Annotated in this window: 18 protein-coding genes; 10 read left to right on the top strand and 8 right to left on the bottom strand. The window is 59.7% G+C overall.

Going from position 1 to position 20607, the window contains the following annotated elements:
- From OXE05_00725 to OXE05_00715, 3 genes are all read right to left on the bottom strand, one after another.
- Positions 1-534 (bottom strand): helix-turn-helix domain-containing protein (locus OXE05_00725; protein ID MCY4435840.1); only part of this gene is annotated, 534 nt, incomplete at its 3' end.
- 296 nt (positions 535-830) lie between these two features.
- Positions 831-1562, bottom strand: a complete 732-nt coding sequence (locus tag OXE05_00720; GenBank protein MCY4435839.1) for a PEBP family protein — start codon at positions 1560-1562, stop codon at positions 831-833.
- A 273-nt stretch (positions 1563-1835) separates the two neighbouring features.
- Positions 1836-2819 (bottom strand): Gfo/Idh/MocA family oxidoreductase, encoded by a 984-nt coding sequence (locus OXE05_00715; protein ID MCY4435838.1) that lies wholly within the window; start codon positions 2817-2819, stop codon positions 1836-1838.
- Positions 2820-3125: 306 nt separating this feature from the next.
- On the opposite strand from OXE05_00715, the gene OXE05_00710 reads away from it, so the two are divergent.
- From OXE05_00710 to OXE05_00700, 3 genes are all read left to right on the top strand, one after another.
- Positions 3126-4004 (top strand): SMP-30/gluconolactonase/LRE family protein, encoded by an 879-nt coding sequence (locus OXE05_00710; GenBank protein ID MCY4435837.1) that lies wholly within the window; start codon positions 3126-3128, stop codon positions 4002-4004.
- Positions 4005-4324: 320 nt separating this feature from the next.
- Complete coding sequence (locus OXE05_00705) at positions 4325-5452, top strand: aminotransferase class V-fold PLP-dependent enzyme (GenBank protein MCY4435836.1); 1128 nt, start codon at positions 4325-4327, stop codon at positions 5450-5452.
- Complete coding sequence (locus OXE05_00700) at positions 5452-5889, top strand: cyclase (protein MCY4435835.1); 438 nt, start codon at positions 5452-5454, stop codon at positions 5887-5889. Before OXE05_00705 ends, OXE05_00700 begins: the two co-directional genes overlap by 1 nt.
- A 100-nt stretch (positions 5890-5989) precedes the next feature.
- Here OXE05_00700 and OXE05_00695 read toward each other — a convergent pair whose 3' ends face one another.
- The 3 genes from OXE05_00695 to OXE05_00685 all read right to left on the bottom strand — a co-directional run bounded on the left by OXE05_00695 (position 5990) and on the right by OXE05_00685 (position 9218).
- Positions 5990-6268: a hypothetical protein gene (locus OXE05_00695; protein ID MCY4435834.1), complete on the bottom strand. Its 279-nt coding sequence runs from the start codon at positions 6266-6268 to the stop codon at positions 5990-5992.
- A gap of 183 nt (positions 6269-6451) precedes the next feature.
- Positions 6452-7375: a hypothetical protein gene (locus OXE05_00690; protein MCY4435833.1), complete on the bottom strand. Its 924-nt coding sequence runs from the start codon at positions 7373-7375 to the stop codon at positions 6452-6454.
- 448 nt (positions 7376-7823) lie between these two features.
- Positions 7824-9218 (bottom strand): sulfatase, encoded by a 1395-nt coding sequence (locus OXE05_00685; protein ID MCY4435832.1) that lies wholly within the window; start codon positions 9216-9218, stop codon positions 7824-7826.
- A 181-nt stretch (positions 9219-9399) separates the two neighbouring features.
- Here OXE05_00685 and OXE05_00680 point away from each other — a divergent pair, with 181 nt between their 5' ends.
- On the top strand, positions 9400-9672 hold the full coding sequence (locus tag OXE05_00680; protein ID MCY4435831.1) for a hypothetical protein: 273 nt from the start codon (positions 9400-9402) through the stop codon (positions 9670-9672).
- Between the two features lie 312 nt (positions 9673-9984).
- On the opposite strand, the gene OXE05_00675 is transcribed toward OXE05_00680, so the two are convergent.
- On the bottom strand, positions 9985-10854 hold the full coding sequence (locus tag OXE05_00675; GenBank protein ID MCY4435830.1) for a DMT family transporter: 870 nt from the start codon (positions 10852-10854) through the stop codon (positions 9985-9987).
- A 522-nt stretch (positions 10855-11376) separates the two neighbouring features.
- Here OXE05_00675 and OXE05_00670 point away from each other — a divergent pair.
- From OXE05_00670 to OXE05_00655, 4 genes are all read left to right on the top strand, one after another.
- Positions 11377-12255: an SDR family oxidoreductase gene (locus tag OXE05_00670; GenBank protein MCY4435829.1), complete on the top strand. Its 879-nt coding sequence runs from the start codon at positions 11377-11379 to the stop codon at positions 12253-12255.
- Positions 12256-12341: 86 nt separating this feature from the next.
- The gene (locus tag OXE05_00665) at positions 12342-13166 is read left to right on the top strand and encodes an SMP-30/gluconolactonase/LRE family protein (GenBank protein MCY4435828.1); all 825 of its coding nucleotides are present in this window, start codon (positions 12342-12344) and stop codon (positions 13164-13166) included.
- Between the two features lie 349 nt (positions 13167-13515).
- Positions 13516-14730, top strand: coding sequence for an extracellular solute-binding protein (locus tag OXE05_00660; GenBank protein ID MCY4435827.1), 1215 nt, complete (start codon positions 13516-13518; stop codon positions 14728-14730).
- A 367-nt stretch (positions 14731-15097) separates the two neighbouring features.
- On the top strand, positions 15098-15949 hold the full coding sequence (locus tag OXE05_00655) for a sugar phosphate isomerase/epimerase (GenBank protein MCY4435826.1): 852 nt from the start codon (positions 15098-15100) through the stop codon (positions 15947-15949).
- 357 nt (positions 15950-16306) lie between these two features.
- On the opposite strand, the gene OXE05_00650 is transcribed toward OXE05_00655, so the two are convergent.
- Entirely contained in the window at positions 16307-16663 is a 357-nt protein-coding gene (locus OXE05_00650; protein ID MCY4435825.1) for a hypothetical protein, read from the bottom strand.
- A 48-nt stretch (positions 16664-16711) separates the two neighbouring features.
- On the opposite strand from OXE05_00650, the gene OXE05_00645 reads away from it, so the two are divergent.
- Complete coding sequence (locus OXE05_00645; GenBank protein MCY4435824.1) at positions 16712-18199, top strand: hypothetical protein; 1488 nt, start codon at positions 16712-16714, stop codon at positions 18197-18199.
- A 747-nt stretch (positions 18200-18946) separates the two neighbouring features.
- Positions 18947-20392 (top strand): aminodeoxychorismate synthase component I, encoded by a 1446-nt coding sequence (gene pabB / locus OXE05_00640; GenBank protein MCY4435823.1) that lies wholly within the window; start codon positions 18947-18949, stop codon positions 20390-20392.
- The last annotated feature ends 215 nt before the right edge of the window (positions 20393-20607 follow it).

Raw genomic sequence — 20607 nt, 5'->3', positions numbered from 1 at the left:
GGCACAGGCTTGCAAGGCGAGGTTGAAGCGGGCATGATCGTCCAGGAGAGTGAGGGGATGACAGCGGTTCTGCTGCATGACGAAATGTCCCTTGAAGTCCATCTGCCACAGCGCGTTGGGCTGGGGATGCTCAAACCTGATCTGGGGTGTATGCTTGGCGCTCTGGGCCGGGTCGATGAGCCCATGGCGTGTGAGCACAGCGTGGATCGTGCTCTTGGCCGGCACGTCGGTGACCCCCTGGTTCTGCAGCATTCTGCGCAGCACATGCGCGCCCTTCGTAGGATGCGCCAGACGCAGCGCGATGATGCGTTCCTCCATCGCCGGGCGCGTGCGGTGCGGACACGTGTGCGTGCGGTGCGAACGGTCATGCAGGCTCTGCGCTCCCCCCGACGCGTACCGCCGCAACCACTTGTAGCCGGTCTTGCGGCTGATGTTGAACCTGCCACACAATTCGCTCATACTCACTGCGCCACTATTGGCCAGAGCAATAAACTCTTCCCGGGCAGACATAAGCGTTTCCACCTTCCACGACATGGTCATCCTCCCGCTGCAAGATTCTCCATGCCTATAGGTGTAACCTATCAACCCGAACAAGTGTTACCCATCAACCCGGTCTATACATCCGAGGAGAGGGAGTCTCCTCGCCTGCAAGCCTGGGCTTTGCATAGTCCTCCAATTTGGTAATTGATCCGTCTCAGGGCGGTTCAGACATGAGAGTGGTCGGTCAGTCTTAGGCCGGTCTTTAGGCAACTTATCGAGAAGACGTGATATCAAGAATCGTTACCCGAGGACTTTCTCTGTGAATTCACCTAGCCATACCGGCCGGACCGTCATGAAGGAGCAGCCACGGTCAGGCGTAGGAGGATGGTGTTGTCTATTTCCAGGTCGCTGCCCCAGATGAGGCGGGCGGATTCGTCCCATTGGATCCGGTTGTAGCCGTCCCGGGGGCGCACGGCGGCTTCGGTCCACTCGGTGGCGGAATCCCACTGGTCGGCGGCAAAGTCGGTGCTGGTCCAGCCGGGAGGGGCTTCTGACTTCTCAAAGCGGCATGTGGTGTTCGGATCAGCGGCTTTCTCGCACTCGGGGTTCAGGGGAGCGCGATGGATAACTAGCACTTTCCAGCCGCTATTGGTCACGGCCACAATCTTGCCGGTGCTCAGGTCGGTGATTTGCGCGATGATGCCGCCGTCGCCCATCTGCTGGTTGCGTTCCCCGATGTATTCGAGGCCAGAATCGGTCTCCTTGAAGTCCTTGGCTTCGATGGCGATGGTCAGGGGATACGCGGCGGTGAAAGTGATAGTCTCGGCGTTGAAGGACCGCTCCGTGGTGATGGATACCGAATCTTCGCCGACCAGTTCCCCGTTGACGTAGAGCGCAAACCAATTGTCTGCCCACACCTCAGCTTTGAATTCTGACGTGGTGGTCTGGCCGGAGGACTTTTCCGGGGCAGCTGCTTCCGGACTTGAGGCGGTTGTAGCGGCGCCATCGCCGTTTCCACAGCCGACCGCCAGCCACATGACGATCAGCAGCGCCGCCGCCCACTTAAGGAAGTTCTTGGACATGCGTGTCTCTTTCACTCCGTTTTGGCAGTTGCGCATAGGACGTTGCCCGGCAACACAACAAGACCGCGCAGGTTGCGCGCACGGGACGTGCGCACCCACGCTCCTACACATCAAGGCAAATGTGTCGGACTGCGAGTAGTCCAACAACATTGCAATCATGGGTAAGTGTCACCGGCGGCACAGGTTACGCGCACGTCCCGTGCCAACCTGCGCTACCCATCGATCCGCAATCGCTAGACTACGGCGTGACGTACCTGCAGCCCTTCGGAAGCGTTACTCCAGCACCGAGTGATAAATGGAGTCTACAAGTTCCATGGTCTTCGTGGCGTCACTGAAGTTAGTGTCAGGCTGGCGGCCGGTCTTGATGCAGTCGATGAAGTGGCGGCTCTCGCCAAAGAAGCCATAAGCACGGTGGCGCGCCTCGCTGCCCGCGACCGTGTTGACGTCCAACACCGCCGGCTCGTCGTTGCCGTCCGTATAGACTCTGGCCGTATCGTCCGGGTCGATGTAGGCCGTAATGCCCTTGCCGTGAATCTCGAAGATGTGCCGCCGCGTCCCGGCAACCCAATTTGCCTGCAGGAAACCGGCGCAGCCGTTGTCGAACTTGATGAGTGCGTTGAAGACGTTGGGGTAATCGGCATACACCTCACGCACGTCGCTGGCCACCGCCGCTACGTCGCTCCCGCCCAGCCAGCGGCATACGTCTACCGCGTGGACTGCGTCACAACTGAGAATGTCAGTCGCGCCGCCGTAGTAAGGGAGGTCGCCCGGCGTCGTGAACTGGTGCTTGAGAAAGACCGACTGGAATTGGATGATCGGCCCGCGAGCTTCCACCTGGGCCCGCACTTCGCGCATGAGCGGGATGAAGCGGCGATTGAAGGCCGTCATAGTGAGCGCACCGTACTTGGCGGCGGTCTTGGCCATGCTGCTGGTCTGGAACGCGTTGAGTCCCGGCGGCTTCTCCACGAAGAGATGGTGGCCGCGCTGCAGGACGTTTATCGAGATGTCGTAAAGATGGTGGGGCGGCATGAGGCAGTAGACCCCGTCCGGCTTTTCCTTGTCGAGCATCTCGCGATAGTCGGAGTAGGTGTTGGCGATGTTGAAACGGGCCGCCGTACTTTGCAGCCGCTCGGCGTCGAGATCGCACGTGCCGGCAATCTCCACGTCTTCCATCTCCGTCAACGACGGATAGTGCATGACGTTGGCGAGACTGCCCGCGCCGATCATGCAGATGCGTACTTTGTTCGAGGCAGACATCAAGTCCTCCAATGTGGCTGGTTTCGTCAGGTGCTGCTTTCGCACCATGATAGAAGCCGTATCGGCGAAACACAAGCGATTGCCGCGGCAACAACAGTGCACAAACCATGCAGGATGTGGCGCACATCCATTGGCCGCCCACGTAGGGGCACGATATATCGTGCCCCTACGCCAAATGCGAGGCCGATGTGAATCAGTGATGATTGCGACAGGGTCGGCGTTCGCCACAGCAGAGGCAAAGAGTCTATCATCAGAGGTGAATGCCGGCTAAGCAATGCTTGAGGAATGCAAGGGAGAGATGGAATCGTGGATGCCGCTCTAGAACTCTTGGTGGATGCACACGCTCTGGTGGGCGAAGGGCCGCTGTGGGATGAGGAAGAGCAGGTGCTCTACTGGGTGGATATACTCAGCTCCAAACTCTTCATCTACGATCCGGCCACGGGCGAAAATCACTCCATTGAGGTGGGACAGCACGTAGGTACCGTGGTGACGCGCGCGTCAGGCGGGCTGATGCTGGCGGTGCCGGAGGGCTTTGCGTCTTTCGACCTGGAGAGCCAAGAGCTCACGCTGGTTGCCACGCCGGAAGCGCACATTCCCGGCAATCGCTTCAACGACGGCAAGTGCGATCCGGGAGGCCGCTTCTGGGCGGGCAGCATGGCCTACGCGAATCCCAAGGACTCCGGCAGCCTCTACCGTCTCGATACCGATATGAGTGTCCACGAGATATTCGGCGGCGTGGCCATCTCGAACGGCATCATCTGGAGCCTCGACCACACGACGATGTACTATATCGATACCCTGCGCATGAATGTGCGCGCGTTTGACTACGCCAACGCGACCGGTGACATTAGCAACGAACGGGTGATCATTGACTGGCCGGAAGACGCCGGGATGCCGGACGGGATGGCCATCGATAGCGACGGCATGCTCTGGGTGGCCCATTACGGCGGCTCGTGTGTGAGCCGGTGGGATCCAAACTCCGGCGAAATGCTGGAGAAGATCGACCTACCGGTTACTCAGGTCACGGCGTGCGCCTTCGGCGGTCCGGAGCTTGATACGCTCTACATAACCTCCGCGGCCCAGGAACTCGATGCCGCGGCGCTGGAGCGGGAGCCGCTCGCCGGCGGGGTCTTCTCCCTCAAGAAGCCGTACCAGGGTGTCCCGTCGTTTCGGTTTGGCGGGTAGGGCCTCACTCGCGTACGTTCGTTTAGGGTGTAAATGGCGAAGTGTCCGACTTTCTAGCGCCGAAAGCGGTGGTAGTCCCGTAGGGTCACGATGTATCGTGCCCCTACATTCCAGACGTGCGCGCACTCACCCCCGGATCCTTGCGTAAGTGGGGCCAGCGGCCAATAAGCGCGACCTCTGCCTGATCGTGGGGGCCGCAGCGAGGAAACTGTTCACTTGTCTTACCAATCGTCGCAGACGTCAAAGGTACGAGTAAGTCTCCGTAAACGGGGACATACTTGAAACAGTTTCCAATTGGGTCTAGAGAAAGGAATTGACACATGCAATCGCTCGCACCGCAGCAAGACTTCATAGGTATGGAAGACTCGTCGTATCTCTATACCGGCGCGGAGTCGGCGCCGCTGAAGTCGCAGACGCAGGCGCTGGAGCGCTATCTCCAAGAGCGCCCGCGTGCCGAGGCCGGGCGGGCGGAGCATATAGCCACCGAACAGCGGTGCAAGCAGCAACTCGCGAGCCTCATGGGCTGTACGGCGGACGATGTCGGCTTGGTCGGCAGTGCCTCGGAAGCCATCATCTTGATTGCCAGCGGCATAGACTTCACGCCCGGCGACAACATCGTCACTAATGACCTGGAGTTTCCCAGCACCGTGCTGCCGTGGATACAGATGAAAGAGCACGGCATCGAGGTGCGCCTGGCGCGTAGTGAGAACTGGCAGTTCACGCCGGAAGACGTCATTGCGCACATTGACGAGCGCACGCGTCTGGTGGCGGTCAGCCACGTGAGCTACCTTTCGGGACTGCGGCTCGATCTTGACCCTATTGCCGAGGCCGCCCACGCCCATGGCGCGTTGCTGCTGGCGGACGTAACACAGTCGTTAGGCGTCGTGCCCGTGGACGTGAGTGATTACGACTTTGCGGTCGCCAGCACGTATAAGTGGCTGCTCGGCATCCACGGCGGCGGCGTGCTCTACTGGAACCGCGCGCGGTTGCCGGACTTCGCCCCGGGAGCGGTGGGCTGGTTCTCCGTGAGTGACTTTCTCAGTGACGATCGCTTCGAGAGAATCACCTGGAAGCCGACTGCCGAGCGCTTCGAGCTCGGCATGCCCTCATACGCAGCGATCTACGCCCTGGAGAACGGCGTTGGCTACCTGCAGCAGTTCGGCACCGACTGCATCGGCGCGCATGTGGAAGCGCTGGGCGATGAGCTCATTGGCGGCTTGCGGGATCAAGGTTGGACGATCATGACGCCGCAGGAGAGAGTTCGCCGCGCCGGGAATATTGCCATCGCTGTGGATGACGCCGTGGCCGTGCGCGATGCACTCATCGATAGAAACGTCCACACATGGGGCGGCGATGGGCGCGTGCGTGCGTCTCTCCACCTCTACAACGACAGTTCGGACGTTGAGTCCTATCTCGCCGCGTTGCAGCCGTTTGCGCCAGGTCGCTGATGGCGTTCAGGCACGAATTCACGATTGCCGCGCCGCGGGAACGCGTTCTTCAGTTCCACCGCGCAAGGCGGAGTCTCGCCGCCATCACGCCGCCGCCCATCATCGTGCGGATTCAGGCGGGACCGGAAGTGCTGTCAACCGGTGACGAACTCCGGTTTACGCTCTGGCTCGGCCCGTTTCCCATCCGCTGGCATGCCACTATCGAAGCCGTGAGCGACGCTGGCTTTGCCGATAGACAGCTTAGCGGCCCGTTCGCGCACTGGGTCCACCGGCATACCTTTATACAGAGCGGAGAGAATCTCACCACCGTGCGCGATGAGATAGCGTACGCCTACCACCGCCAATTCCTTTGGGGGCTAATCGGGCGGCTCTTCGTGCTGGGTCTGCCAGTGCTCTTCGCTTACCGGGCGTGGAGAACGAAGCGGCTGATTGAATAGTGTGACCTAGCGACCAATGGATCTTCCAACTAATGCGAGCGGCAACAAGTGTCAGCGAAATCCCGTTCGACCAGTATAAGATGTAATCGCCCGAGATGGATTAATTCGGGTCGTCATCTTCGCCCTCAGTCTCTCTGATTTGGCGCCTTGCAATCTCGTTCATCACACGTTGAGCGAAACTTATCCTGCTACCGATAGATTGATAACCCGCCATTCTACGTTCATGCGCCAAGTCGTCGTATAACTCTTCTGTAACCCAGGGGTTTTGTTCAATAAATTCATCAAGTGACCAACCAGGTTGGTAGCTCCACGTTGGATTTGCATTCGCTGCGAGTTGGGCTAGAGCGTACTTCACACCCATAGGTGTTCGTTGTGACATTCGGCAGCACCTCTATTTGGGGATAGGAACTTAGTCTCGGCCTATGGCGTCAAAAAAAGGCAATGCTACTTTGAATCGGAACAATTCGGCGAATTCTCAGCTTAGGTGAGTGTCGGCCACAGAATGGTAGAGGATCGGCTAAGTCCGATTTGAATTCGAATCGTACAGCACCGGAAACCGACCTCATCGTGCTAAGCTGATTTCGTTTATCCAGGCAGTAAATACTATGCAGCCTTCTTCTCGTTCTGCCGCGGTAGTGAGAACCCCATTCAAGGCGTATGGCTCTACACCTGGCCACTTTTGCTGCATAGAGTCAGCGAGATCCTTGTATTGTTTAGCTGTTTCGTCATCTGCAACAGACAGAAGGTGCTGGACAATACAATCGGGAACCAATAGATAGCTGCCATAAAACAACAATTCGTCTGATACCTTGAATATGTATCCGGAATCGAGGTACATGGACAAGACAATTGACGCAGTCGCAGTCAGATATTCGTGAAAGTTCGTCAAGTTTTGTACATCAGCGCTGTCGGTGCTTTGTTTGAGTCTATCAGCAAAATACAGAAGAAGTATGTCGCGCGGTAGCGATACGTCCTGCGGTGTGCGAAGAATCACCATCCGTGCGCAAAAGTCTTGGTAGCCTGGTGAGGACCTTGTCCGGGATTCAAGAGTACCGCCGCGATGATAACCTACTCGCTCATTGAGAGATCTTTCCCAGAGGTTTGTTGCAGACCGCTTGCCAAGATCACCGAACTTCTCGTTCCACCAGCGCACCATGTACTGTTCTGCTACAACGGCCTCTATAAGGCAGTCTTCTACTGATAACCAGCGAGTCTCCCTCGGGCCATCCTTAGAAGCATTGAATGCCATTACTATTTGCCATGTTATCAGTGCTGCGAGAACCTCCGGGGACTCATTGTCCAGCATTTCATTAATGACAATTTCGTTTCGAGGAGCTTCGTTATAGATACCCGACCAATTCTCAGGGAGCCCAGTCACGCCAAATGTAAGACTGGGGGCTACTTCAAGAAACCAACTATATAGGATTTCGCCCGTAGGAGTGGTTCTCAACACTTGCAGGGCAAAGCTCAGTGTGGGGTCTATCACCTGGGGTGCGTCTGCAGTTGGCGCCTCGGTTGGCGCAATTGTGGGTGCGATTGTAGGCACTGGAGAGGTTGAAGAATCAGTTGCTGGCACCCCTGCTGGCGGAGGTTGCACACTACAACCTGTGAGTATAAGGACAGCTATCAGTATGAATCTTCGCACACTGACTTCCCTTCTTGTTTGCTTGGCCTACTCTCGAATTGCCCTCGGAGCAACTGTCGGAATTGTCGATTCTAGCGGGCTCAAACTGCCCATTGGAACATGAGATGGCAGACGATCACCGTATCGCAATTGAACGCTCATTCGATATATTAGCTTGAATTGACTTGAATGTACCAACTTGAATTGTCACTTATTAAAGAAAATCGGCATTTTCTTTAATAAAATCGTCGTTTCCAACTGCAATGAACGTTTCATTAAACTATGGACATCTTGACTGACAGTATGAAAGTCACTCTTTTCGCGCGCGTGCCGCGTTGAAATCCATCAGCGGATACGGGCTGCCCGGATGTTGACCCGGCAGGCGGGCCGGCAGGGGTTCGCCTAAGTAACCTTCCAGGCGGGCGCGTTGCCGGGCGACCACATCCGGATGTTGGGCGGCCACGTCGTCAAAGCTATCGCGGTCATCATCGATGCGGTAGAGCTTCCACTGCGGATCGGATTCCTGGATGTTCACCACCGCGTTCCAGGTGTGGTCACGCACGCTCGCCTCGTAGCTCCAGACGGTGAGCGACCAATCGCGCAGTTCGTCCCGCTTGCCGGTGGCGAGCGGCCACATGTCCGCGCCGTCCAGACGGTTGTGGGGCACGCCGAGCCAGTTCAGGACCGTAGGCGCCACGTCGATGTGCTGTACAAAGGGCGTGACTACGGAGTCACGCGGCCCTTCCGGATGGCGCACGAGCATGTTCACGCGGGTGTTGTAGGCGTTCATGTGGCGCTGGCTCTTGCCGAATTCGCCATGCTCGTTCATCTGCGTGCCGTGGTCGGAGGTAAAGACGATGATGGTCTCGTCCAGCAAACCGCTGTCTGCCAGGTGGTTGAGGAGCACACCCATCCACTTGTCGATGAATGTGATCGAGCCGTAGTAGAGCGCCTTGACGCGCTCCTCTTCCGCCGCGGACAGCGGCTCGCCGCGCGGCTGAATGGGTTCGATGCCCTGCCAGGGCGCATCCATGTAGGCGTCGGCATAGCTGAACGGCGGATGCCACGGCTCGTGGGCTTCAAACGAGTCGACCCAGAGAAAGAACGGGTGCTGGTCGCGGCTGTCCTCGATGAATTGAATGGCCCGGCGCATGCACTTGGCGAAAGTAAAGTCCTCTTCCGTGTGGCGGTCCTTCACGTTCCACAGCCACTGGCGCAGCCCGAATGGCACGTTGTCGGGATTGTAGGTGTAGCGCTCGGCCTGGAGTTCCTCCTCGGTCCCGAGACGGTAGGGATCGGCCTCCTGGCCGCGAAAGAACTCCCAGTTCATGAAACCGCGGGTGAAGTTCATGGTCGGCTTGAAGAGGTGGTAGGTATCGGCCACGAGGCCCGTCGCATAGCCGGCCCGCGAGAGCCGCTCGGCCAGCGTTTGCTGATGGGGCGGCACGCCATGCCAGCCGGGCATGCCCGGCGCGCCCGGTGAGGAGCCGGTGGTGTCAATCGTCCAGCGCCACGGGAAGCCGCGTATGCCGGTAAAGAGCGAGCGACGCGCCGGCACGGTCGGCAGCGCCTCGGCAAAGGCATTCTCGAACCAGACCCCGTCCCGCGCCATGGCGTCGAGGGTTGGCGTTTGCATATTTTCTGCGCCGAGATGCCGGATACAATCGGCGCGAAAGGTGTCGAGACAGATGACGATGCAATTCACGGGGCTAATCCTTCTTCCAATAGTCAGGTATGGGCGAGGCGGCTCGCGCTTCGACTTAAGGCTCTGCTCCTTCGCGTATTCCGTGGGCGTGCGGCCAGTCCACTATAGTATATCGCGTAGCATACCGGCAGCGTTTGGTATACTTTGAGCAGACGAACGTTGTGGCAAGGGGGACACCATCATGGCTGCCCTGACGACAGAGGAACGACTCAGCCGTCTTGAAGGGGTCTATGAACACTTGGCAACTAAGGATGACTTGGCCACCCTGAGGGGCGAACTGAAAGCCGACGTGGCTGCCCTGAGGGGTGAACTGAAAGCCGACATGGCCGATCTGAAGGGCGAACTAACGTCTGAAATCCGCGCGATGGAGGTTCGCCTGATCAAGTGGATGGTTGGGGGCATGGCAGTGTGGGCTGCTGTCCTCATTGGTGGGATGAGACTACTCGGTAGCTAAACTCTTACGGGGACGCGAACGGCGTCGAGCGACCGCTGCGGATGAACCGTTTGGACGTATTCATGTGCCGGACTTCCAGTGCTACACTGCGCCTCTCGACGTGGGCATAGGTCTAGTTGAACTCCGTACACCTGGAGCACACTTAATTGTTGCGCGCGCCAGGCGCACTCGTCTCCCCCGCAGCAGCGGCATAGGCTTGAAGCGGGTGAGAGAAGCTCCGCTGTGTTTGCTTGGTTAGGTTGAGGCAGCGCACGGCTCGCTCTTTGCCGTCTTACCAAGGATGGCAGCAGGGAGACGAGCATTGATAATCTCTTACACACGCCTTTGCGTGCGCAGGGCGAGGTAAATCCCTATCAACACCAACGCTCCGCCGCCGATCTGCAGCAGCGTCAGGTGCTCGTCCAGGATGAAGTACGCGAGAATACTCGCGCCCACCGGCTCGCCCAGGATTGCCACGGCGACCACCGCGGCGGAAACGTAGCGCAAAGTCCAGTTGTACGCCGTGTGGCCCAAGAGTTGGGGTCCGAGCGCCAAGAGGATCATTACGAGAAAGGTCGCGGGCGCGTAGCCGGTGAACGTCTGTTGTGTCACCAGCGCCGCGACGAGCACCAGCAGCGCGGCCATGCCGTAGACCACCGTGATGTACGGCAGCAGGTCGAGACGCCGGCGCAGACGTTGTCCCAGCAGCAAGTAGCCGGAGTGAAACACCGCCCCGAGCAGCGCCAGCGCGTCGCCGTAGATGGCTTGGCCCTCCACTTGGAAGTCGCTGTAGCCGATCAGGATGCCACCCGTCACCGAAAGCGCGATACCCCACACCAGCAGCGGGTGAAGCCGCTCGCGGAAGATTATGACCATGCCGAGACCGACGAAGATGGGATTGATCGTAACGAGCACGACGGAACTGGCAACGGACGTATACTCCAGCGAAGCAATCCAGGCGATGAAGTGCAGACCAAGGAAGCTGCCCGCCACCGCTCCAATCAGCCAGTCGCGACGACTCAGTGCCCGCAGATGTTCCCTGCGCACAGCGAGCGTGACCGGCGCCAGCACCAGCGCGGCAATTCCCAACCTGTAGGCTGCGATGATGAGCACCGGCGCGTCGGCAAGCTTTATCAGTATTGAGGCGCTGCTGATGATCGCCACAGAGGCAATCAGCGCCAGGACTACACGGATAAACGGCATTGCGACTAAGAAAACTCCTGTGAAACGGCACTGTTGCAGAATAGTCGTCCATGCCCGCAGGCGGCAAGCTTGCATACGTCAATCCGGCGCACGTCGGAAGCCAGATTGAGGCCGGACTCTTGCGGCTCACGTTTTCTGGCGCACTGGCGGGGGACAAGCCCCCGCGCTACGTCTTCTGGTGCTCTGGCGGGGGACAAGCCCCCGCGCTACAAAGAGAAGGTACGCATGCGGTTAGCCCGATTCGCCAATTTGGCAAGCGTAATACCGTTGGGAGGTCGAGCGCCTGGCTTGCGTCCCAATAGAGAATTGTCCACTGTCCCTATAAAGGTAGACAAATCGCTGCTCATTTGTTCAAATAGGTACAAGCCTTCGCATGTAAAGAGACGAACACGCTACCCCAAGTCCGGCGGACGCCGCGCGGCCCTCCCCGATTACGGATGAAGACGCCGGGCGATTTGCGACTTTGATTGAAACGCCATAGACTCCATTCGACATCGACTGCACACAGGACCCTCGTGCATTATGCGCTTGCAGAATCACATAGCCATCGTCACGGGCGCCGCCAACAACATCGGGCGTGCGATTGCGCGTCGCTTCGCGGCAGAGGGGGCAAAAATCCTCATCGCCGACATCCAGGACGAGGCGGGCGAAGCCGTGGCGGAGGCTATACGCGGCGACGACGGCGAAGCGTCGTTCTTCCATGCGGACGTTGGCACCGAAGCCGGCAACCGCGACATGGTGGCCGCTGCGGTGGAACGCTACGGCGGGGTGACAATTCTCGTTAACAATGCTCATTGGGAGCGGCGCGGTTCGATAGAAGAGCTGAGCGCGGAGGATTGGGACGCGAGTTTTGACGTCTTGCTCAGAGCGCCTTTCTTGGCGAGCAAGTTTGCCGTGCCGCACATGCGCGCAGCCGGCGGCGGCGCGATCCTCAACCTCAGCTCGGTGCACGGCTTCCAGGTCAGCCCCGGCTACCCTACCTACGAGACGGCCAAGGCCGCGCTCATCCAGCTCACAAAGCAAATGGCCCTCGAATTGGGCAACGACGGCATCCGCGTCAACGCGATTGCGCCGGGCGCCATTCCGTCGGATGAGATGAAAGAAGAAAACGCCAACGATCCGATCTGGCACGAACGGAATATCCTCTGGAATGTTCTTCCCACCGTTGGTCGCGCCGAGGACATCGCCCAAGGGGCGCTCTATCTCTGTTCGACAGACGCGCGCTTTGTTACGGGACACACGTTGCTTATAGATGGCGGGTTCCTGCTTGGCTTCAAGGGTCTGGGCGGAACGCGTGTGCAGGAGTTCCTGCAACGTCATCCCGAGCTCTTGGAGTACGATCTCTCACGTCCGTTGGGTCCGGCGGCGCAGAAACGCGACAAAGACGCTGCAACGCAGTAGCAATCATTTCTAGCTTGTGCGGAACGGCGCGCCAGGGCGTGTGCGCGGAAGCGCACACCGTTACCTAAGAGAAAGGAAGCTTGCGCATGAAGACCGACGCTGATCCTATTCTGGTTGCCGACGGCTTTGGCTTTCCCGAAGGTCCTGCCTTCGATCGCGCAGGCAACTTCTACGTCATGGAGTGTGATGCCGGACGTATCAGCAAGGTAACGCAGGATGGACACATGGAAGTCTTTGCGGAGACCGGCGGCGTGCCGTGCGGCTCGCGCCTGCACCAAAACGGTCATCTGATCGTCGCGGAAAACGGCTTGGCGCAGATCCTTGACTTTTCGCCCGACGGGACGTGGTCGGTGGTGGCGGAGTCGTTTAACAAGAAGCCGTTCCGGGGCCCGAACGACCTCATTCTCGATAGTCACGGCAACTGCTACTTCACGGATCCTAAGGGGTCTACGCTGGAAAACCCGGTGGGACGCGTGTTCCGTGTGGGGGCAGATGGCGCGATCTCAGTCTTTGCCGTGGGTCTGGCGTTCCCAAACGGAATCTGTCTGTCCGCGGACGAGGGGACGCTCTACGTGGCGGAGACCTTTACCCGGCGCATTCATGCCTTTACCCTGAACTCCGACGGCAGCGCCAACAACCGCAGCTTGTACGCCCAGATGGAAGGCGGCGTCGGGCCGGACGGCATGGACTTTGGCGCAGACGGCAACCTCTACGTGGCTCATTACGGCAAGGGCGCAGTGGCCGTGATTGCGCCCACCGGCGAAGTGATTGAGGAGTTGCCGGTGTCAGGCAAGAATCCCACGAACGTGGCCTTCTGGGATGACTCACTCTACGTCACGGAAACCGAGACCGGCGCAGTTTACCGCCTCGATATCGGTGTAAAGGGCCAGCCGCTTTTCGGCATGCTGTAGAGTAAGTTACGCAAGAGAACACTTTCTCTTGATGAGGGAGTTGTTGCTGGAGCCTACGAGAAGTAGCTGATGGCGGTAAGCGGGACGGAAGATTAGAGCGGCCCATTCTCCTTGTAGCGCGGGGGCTTGTCCCCCGCCTGACTTGAAGGCGCTCAATCGCCCCTCGCCTGACTCCGAGGGAAGGTCGGGAAGACTTTGCATGCGGTCAGCCGGCGAGTGCTTGGACATCACCTCCTTCTAAATTCCGGGTTTCGCCGGGATGACGAATCTGTGCAATGGCTTCGGTAGCCGAACAAAACAGGCCGCATTCCATATACTTACAGCATCGTGCCGAGGAGTACTGCCACTCTTGCCGCAGCAACACCTCAACGTCGCCTTCATCAGCGGGCCGCAGTATGACGCGCTCTACAGTCGCTTACCCCAATTCGAGCAGGAGACCGGCTACGCGGTCAATGTCCACGTGCGCCTGCCGCATCCCGCGCTGAATGCCCACATCGACGAGGTGATTGCAGCCGGCACAGCAGCTTACGACGTCATCTCAACCCACGTCAAATACGCGCCGGCTCAGCAGGCGTGGCTGCTCCCGTTGGATGCACACTTCTCTGATGCGGAATTGGCGGACTTCTCACCTGCTTTGCTCAAACTTGCGCGGGTTGATGGCGCGCTTGTGCAGATTCCCCGCAACGTGGACGCCCGCATTCTCTTCTACCGCAGCGATCTGCTGGAAGATGCTGAGGAGCACGCACGGTTTCAACGGCAGTACGGCCGTCCGCTGCGCGTGCCGCGGACATGGGATGAGGTGCGGGACGTGGCAACGTATTTCACGCGGCCTCCCGACCTCTTTGGCTTTGCCTTTCCCGGACATTCCTCGGGTTTGTTTGGTACGTTCTTCGAGTTGGTCGCCATGGCGGGCGGGACACTATTCGATACGCAGCTTAACCCGTCATTTGATACGTCTGCCGGCCGCTGGGCATTGGGCTTCCTGGCCGACCTCTACCAGCAGGGCCTCACCCCGCGTGATCTCACCGCGACCTACTTCGATGAAGTATCGCAGCTCTTTCGTGACGGCAGTTGCGCGTTGACCGCGGACTGGCCCGCCTACTACAGCCTGCTCACCGACCCGCAGACCAGCGCCGTAGCCAATGCGTTTGGCGTGGCGTCCTATCCGTTAGGGCCGGCGGGCACGCGTGCCGTCTATGCGGGCGGCCACTCGTTCGCTATTCCCGCATCGGTGCGGGACATGGAAGGCGCGCTGGCGCTCGTGCGCTTTCTGACCTCCGCGGAGAGCCAGTACCTGGAGACCCGGGCCGGCGCAATTGTGCCGAGAGACGCGGTGATGGCGCGCGTCCGCAGCGAGACGCCGTCCGGCACGGTGCATGCAAGGCGTCTGGAATTGTTGGAGGAGACCATTCAGAACCACATGTTGACGTTTCCAATGTTTGCCGCCTATCCGCAGGTGGAGGAAGTCTGCGCAGAGACGCTGCAAGCGGCTATTCGCGGTCAGGTGATGCTGCCACGGGCGCTTGAGTACATGGAACAGCAGGTTCGTGACGTGCTGGCGTGACACCGCAACAGGCGTGGTATGATGGCAGCGCAGTGGCGGCTTTGTGCAAAGCGGTGTTGGCGCGCATTGTCATTCCGAGCGGAGCGAGGAATCTCGTGCCCCACGTCGTCAAACCCTCGTCATCATGTTCCTCGGAATAACGCGGTCTTGCAGAAGTGCAAGGGTTGTGTTTCGCGCGATACGTTCCTAGCGCAGTGCGAAAGAGATGGATTCCCGCTTTCGCGAGAATGACGGACAGGACTTCCCTGTTCAGAACGGGTCGGCTTGCCGGGCACTTGTTAGGTCGGCCCTTTGGGGCAGTAACGCGTCGGCCTGCTAGTCTCGTGACGATGGTGATGGCGGATAGTCTTGGAAGAAAGGTAGTTCTATGGCAGACATCAAGGTTGGGGTTCGACTCATTTGCCTGCGCACGCCGGGGCCGGAAGGCCTCGAAACAGCGGCGCAGATCGGTGCTGAGAGCGTGCAGTTGACGGTAGGGCACGGCGAATACGGTCCCGAGGAGCTCAATGCGGCAGGAATCAAGGAAGTGCAGCAGCGTGTGCAGGACTTGGGCATGGTAATTTCCGCCACGGACGGCGGCCTGGACGACTTTGGAGATGCCGACACGATGGCTGAGCGGGTGGACCAAACCAGGCGCCTGCTCGACCACACCCGCGCTCTCGGCGCCCCGGCGCTCACCAGCCACATCGGCATCGTGCCCAAAGACGCCAACGCCCCGCGGCGGCAGGTCTTTCGCGAAGCTATGGAAGCAATCGGCACGCATGCGGAGCAGACGGGCATGTACTTCGGTATCGAGACCGGCCCTGAGCCGCCATCCGTGCTGCTGGATCTCATTAACTCAATCGATACCGATGGAATAAAGATTAACCTCGACCCGGCAAACTTCATCACGTGGGCGGCGCGCATTGCCAAACAAGAGGGTCGCCCGTACGATCGCGCGGAGGCCTTTGCCGAATCCGACCCCCACGAAGCAGTCTACATCCTGCGGGACCATATCATCCATACCCACATCAAGGATTCCGCCGTGGAGGACGACTCCGGCCGCCATGAGACTCCATTGGGCCAGGGCTGGATCGAGTGGCCGCGCTACCTGAAGTCGTATCAAGACATCGGGTTCACGGGTTACCACTGCATCGAGCGCGAGGCCGGGGAGAATCGCGTAGGGGAGACCCGCGAGGCCATTGCTTTCGTGCGCCGGATTTGGCAAGAGTTGAATTAGAAAGCATCTCATAGTTCGGCTCTCATGCGCCAAACCGTGCTTCGACCCTTCGACAAGCCTGTGCTGAGCTAGTCGAAGTGCTCAGGACAGGCAGGCTCAGCACGAACGGGAGCGCCGGTAGATAGGTAAGAGCTCTGGTAGCACAGTAAGCGTTCCGGTAGCACAGGTTTGTAACCTGTGCTCTGCCCCCGGACTGGTGCGCTCGCTCCACGATACGGCAAGATGGCGCAGAGCCTGCCCCGTGCGTGATACGGGGTTGCAAACGTGTCCAGAGCACTTCGGCAGGCTCAGTACAGGCTCTGTCGAAGGGACTACGCTACCGATCAATACAATCGTGTTGGACTACTTGAAGGCATCTCATAGTTCGGCTCTCATGTGCCAATCCGTGCTTCGCCCCTTCGACGAGCTCAGGACAGGCAGGCTCAGCACGAACGGATTCCCCGCTCTTCCATTCACCCCCGTTTCGTGTCGATTCGCTGTATCAGGTACGGAGCAGACTCTGAGCTTGTTGAGTCCGATCGCCCCGAGCTTGTCGATAGCGTTTATCTTGAGCGTTTCGATAGCGTTCGCCCTGAGCTTTTCGATTCCGTTCGCCCTGAGCATTTCGATTCCGTTCGCCCTGAGCCTGTCAAATTCGTTCGACCCGAGCTTTTTGATTGCGTTCGCTCCGAGCTTGTCGATTCCGTTCGCCCTGAGCTTGTCGAAGGGCAGCATCTAATCATTGCGATGAGTTAGTGTGAAAAATATAAGCAGTTGAGTTGAATGGACGTACTCACGACCGTACTGGTGCTGGGCGGTGCAACGGGGCTGACCTTGCTCCTGAGCGCCGTGTTGCGCCGCTTGTTCCCGCGCTTCACGTCCGGCCAGGTCAAGCCGGTAGTGCAGAGCAAAGACCATGAAGACCTGCCCAGCCTGCGCTTGCCCAACGTCGGCGGCATCGCGCTGTTCATTACGCTTTGGTGCGTGGGCGGCGTTTGGCGAATCGTCTGGCCCGAAACCGGCGATCTCCTGCTCTTGCTCATTCTTCTGACATCGCTCTTCTTTGGCATCGGTTTCATCGATGACTGGCTAAAGTGGCGGCACGGCACCGGCTTCGGCGACAGCGCCTACCTGTTTGCCCACGCGATTGCGGCGCTTATTGCGGTAGCCGCGCTGTTTTGGTGGTCGGGAGACTTTACGCAGGCCGCCGCACAGGGCGGCAGAGTGCTGCAGGCCCTCAACGTCGTTGGCATCGTCGGGCTCGGGCTCACGCTGGTCTGGCTCTTTGCGCTCACGCTTGGGTCGGCGTTTTCGGTCGCCGTGAGCGACGGTATTGACGGTCTGACTGCCGGCATGGCGACTATAGCCGGCGGCGGGATGTTGCTCTCGCTCATCATACGCGAGGCAGACGGCGAGCTTATCGCCTTTGCGGCGGCGCTGCTGGGTGTGTGCATCGGGCTGCTGCTCTGCAATCAGCCTTCCGATTGGTCGTCGACGGGGACGGTGAAACGACGCGCCCGCATCTATCTCGGCGATAGCGGCGCGCTGGGTCTCGGCGGCGCCTTTGCCGCGCTGGCGCTATTTGCCGGCGCGGATGCGATTTGGCTCTTCATCGGCGGAGTCTTCTTGCTGGACGGCGGATCCGGGTTTCTGCAAGCCAAAGTCGTCACGCCGTTCTTTCGCCACTGTGTGCGCCTGGGACGCTATGCCGGGACACCGCACTTTGTGCCCCATACGGAGTTTCCAATTCCGTTTACGGCTACGCCGCTGCACCACCACTTCGAGATGCTGGGGATCGGCCGCTTGCGCGTGGTGTGGCTCCTCTGGACGTTCTGCGCCCTGGCGGCCGTCAGCGGTATTGTGGTCGCCGCCTTTCCGACGTTTCACGTGGTGCCGGTGGGTGGCGCTCTCGTTCTCTACGCTAGCTTGGTCGGCAGCGCAATCTGGACGACCGGACGCTTTCTCGGCGTCGTGAAAGCGGCTGACGGTTCTGCCGTCTTGGCGGTGTGCGGGGGCAGGCCCTTCACGGTGTTTGGACGACGGCTCTATCGGGTCGTGGAACTCACTGCGACGCCCGTGCCCTCCTCTTCAGACCAACAAGCAATCGCCCTCTGGCAGCCCTACAACCGCTGGGACGTGCTGGCAAACCTGGCCCACGCCCAGGTGCTGGCGGGAGACAGGAAGTCAGCCCTTGCGACGTGGCAACGCATCCCGGAAGCGAGCCGCACGTTGCGTTGTAAGCACCCTGTAGCGGTATCTCTGGGCAGTTGAACACATCGTATGGGGCTCTTCCAACATGGAGTCGCTAGGAGGAAGAGGCGATCTTCTCCCTTCTCAGAGTCTTCTGCGTAACTCTGACGAACGCCGGGAATTGGGCTGGAGTGGTGAAGATTTCCCCTCACCTCGGCCCTCTCCCCCGAGAGAGGGTGTCTCATGATCCGACTAGATGAGCCAAATCGTGCTTCGACCTTTCGGCAAGCCTGTGCTGAGCTTGTCGAAGGGCAAGTCTACACGGAGCGATGCACTTGTGAGACGGCCTCCTGGGGAAAGCAGGCTGCGCGCAGCAGGCTTTACGCAGCACTCGGCACGAACGGACTGTTGCCGGTTTCGTTCGCCCTGAGCCTGTCGAAGGGTCGAAGGGCAAGTCTACACGGAGCGATGCATTTGTGAGGCGGCCTCCTGGGGAGAGGGCCGGGGAAAAGCGCAGACTTCCCTGTACCGACCAATTGGTGAAGGGAAGACTCCCCTGCGCCGGCCCATTAATATTGGCCTTACTCCGTAGCGAATAGGTCTCTAGGTGTTCGGAGCTGTGCCCCCTTAACATGCCGCAGCACTCCTGCCTGTGGCATAGTCTCTTTAAGAGACCTGAACAACACTTCGGCCGCTGGCGCCAGTAGTACTCCCTCTCCCTGGGGGAGAGGGTCGGGGTGAGGGGAAAGATCCAAGAGATTCGGCCCCAGCGCCGCCGGTCTAATGCGGCTACGCAAAGGTCTCCATCAGGATAAGGGGCCAAGGCGTATGCTAAGCACGGTGACCGCCAGCACACTTGCGGTACAGGTACGGCAGTTACCTGAGGCCATAGTGCCTCGCGCGGTCGCGCCGGCATTCGGCCATTTGCCGGGCTTGGCGCTGCTCGATAGCAGTCAGCAGGGCGTGCTGGGACGGTATTCCTACCTCACTGCGGACCCATTTGTGCGCATGGAGAGCACCGGCGACCGCATCTCCGTCGAGTGGCCTCAGCAGCCTCTGCGCTCCACCGTGTTCCACGGGCAGCCGTTCGCGGCGCTGCGCGAGTTGCTGGCAGAGTATGCCGTCCCATCTGCGCCCCACGGCCCGCCGTTTCAAGGCGGTGCGGTGGGCGCATTCGCCTATGACGTAGGTCGTCAGCTTGAAGAACTACCGTCGCAGGCCCGCAAGGACGTGCCTACCCCTGAGATGAGCCTGGGCTGCTACGACTGGGTGCTTGCCCACGACCACCAAACGGATACGTCCTGGCTGGTGACTACCGGCCTGCCGCAAGGCACGGATGATGCCGCTTTGGCGCGGCAGGCGCAGATATTAGACATTCTTGCGAATTGCCAGACGCCCCGCGAGGAGCGGGAAAACGCCGCCGGAAGCTTCCGTCTCACCACACCCTTGCAAGCGAATACGACCCGCGAGCAGTACCTGGCAATGGTGCAGCGGGCACAGGAATATATCGCAGCCGGCGACATTTACCAGGTAAACCTCTCGCAGCGGTTTGCGGCAGGCTGGGAAGGATCGCCGTGGACACTCTACGAGCGCTTGCAGCGGGAGAGCCCGGTACCGTTTGCTGCCTTCCTCGACCTTGGCGATAGCTGGGTCGTGTCCGCCTCTCCGGAACGGTTCCTCCACGTGCGCGATAAGGCCGTGGAATCACGGCCGATCAAAGGCACGCGCCCGCGCGGGGGCACGCCAACTTTGGATGCCGCGCTGGGGGAGGAGTTGCGCACCAGCGAGAAGGACCGCGCCGAGAACCTCATGATCGTCGACCTGCTGCGCAACGATTTGGGGAAAGTCTGCCGGCTTGGCTCCGTACACGTGCCCACGCTCTGGCATGTTGAAGGCTACAGCAATGTCTGGCAGCTCGTCAGCGCGGTTACAGGAGAATTGCGCCCGGAAGCCGATGCCGTGGCGGTGCTTGAGGCGGCCTTCCCCGGCGGGTCAGTAACCGGCTGTCCCAAGATACGGGCGATGGAAATCATCGAAGAGCTTGAACCCGTGCGGCGCGGCATTTACTGCGGCGCCATCGGCTATCTTGGGTTCGACGGCACGATGGACACGAGCATCGTCATCCGTACGGTGGTTCTTACGCGCGACCGCCTCTACCTGCAAGTGGGCGGCGCGGTGGTGGCCGATTCCGATCCGCAAGCGGAGTATGAAGAGACACTGGTGAAAGCCCAAGCCGCCCGGCGCGTGCTGGAAGGATCGGCGTCGCAGCCGTAAGCGATGCTGGGAAACTTCGGGATGCTGCTCCCGGGTGGAGAACATTGCAGTTCCCACGCCGAGGAGGGAGTTGAACTGTCCAAGACTACCCACACCGACTCTCTCTCGGAGACCCTTGCATAAGCCCACTTTCAAGCAGGGGCACTCCCTCTCCTGGAGACCTTTGCATAACCTCACTTCAAACAGGGGCACTCCCTCTCCGGGGGGAGAGGGTC

This window comes from Chloroflexota bacterium (assembly GCA_026710945.1).
Classification (GTDB): Bacteria; Chloroflexota; UBA11872; order VXOZ01; family VXOZ01; genus VXOZ01.
This window is presented reverse-complemented; position numbering and strand designations above follow the sequence as displayed.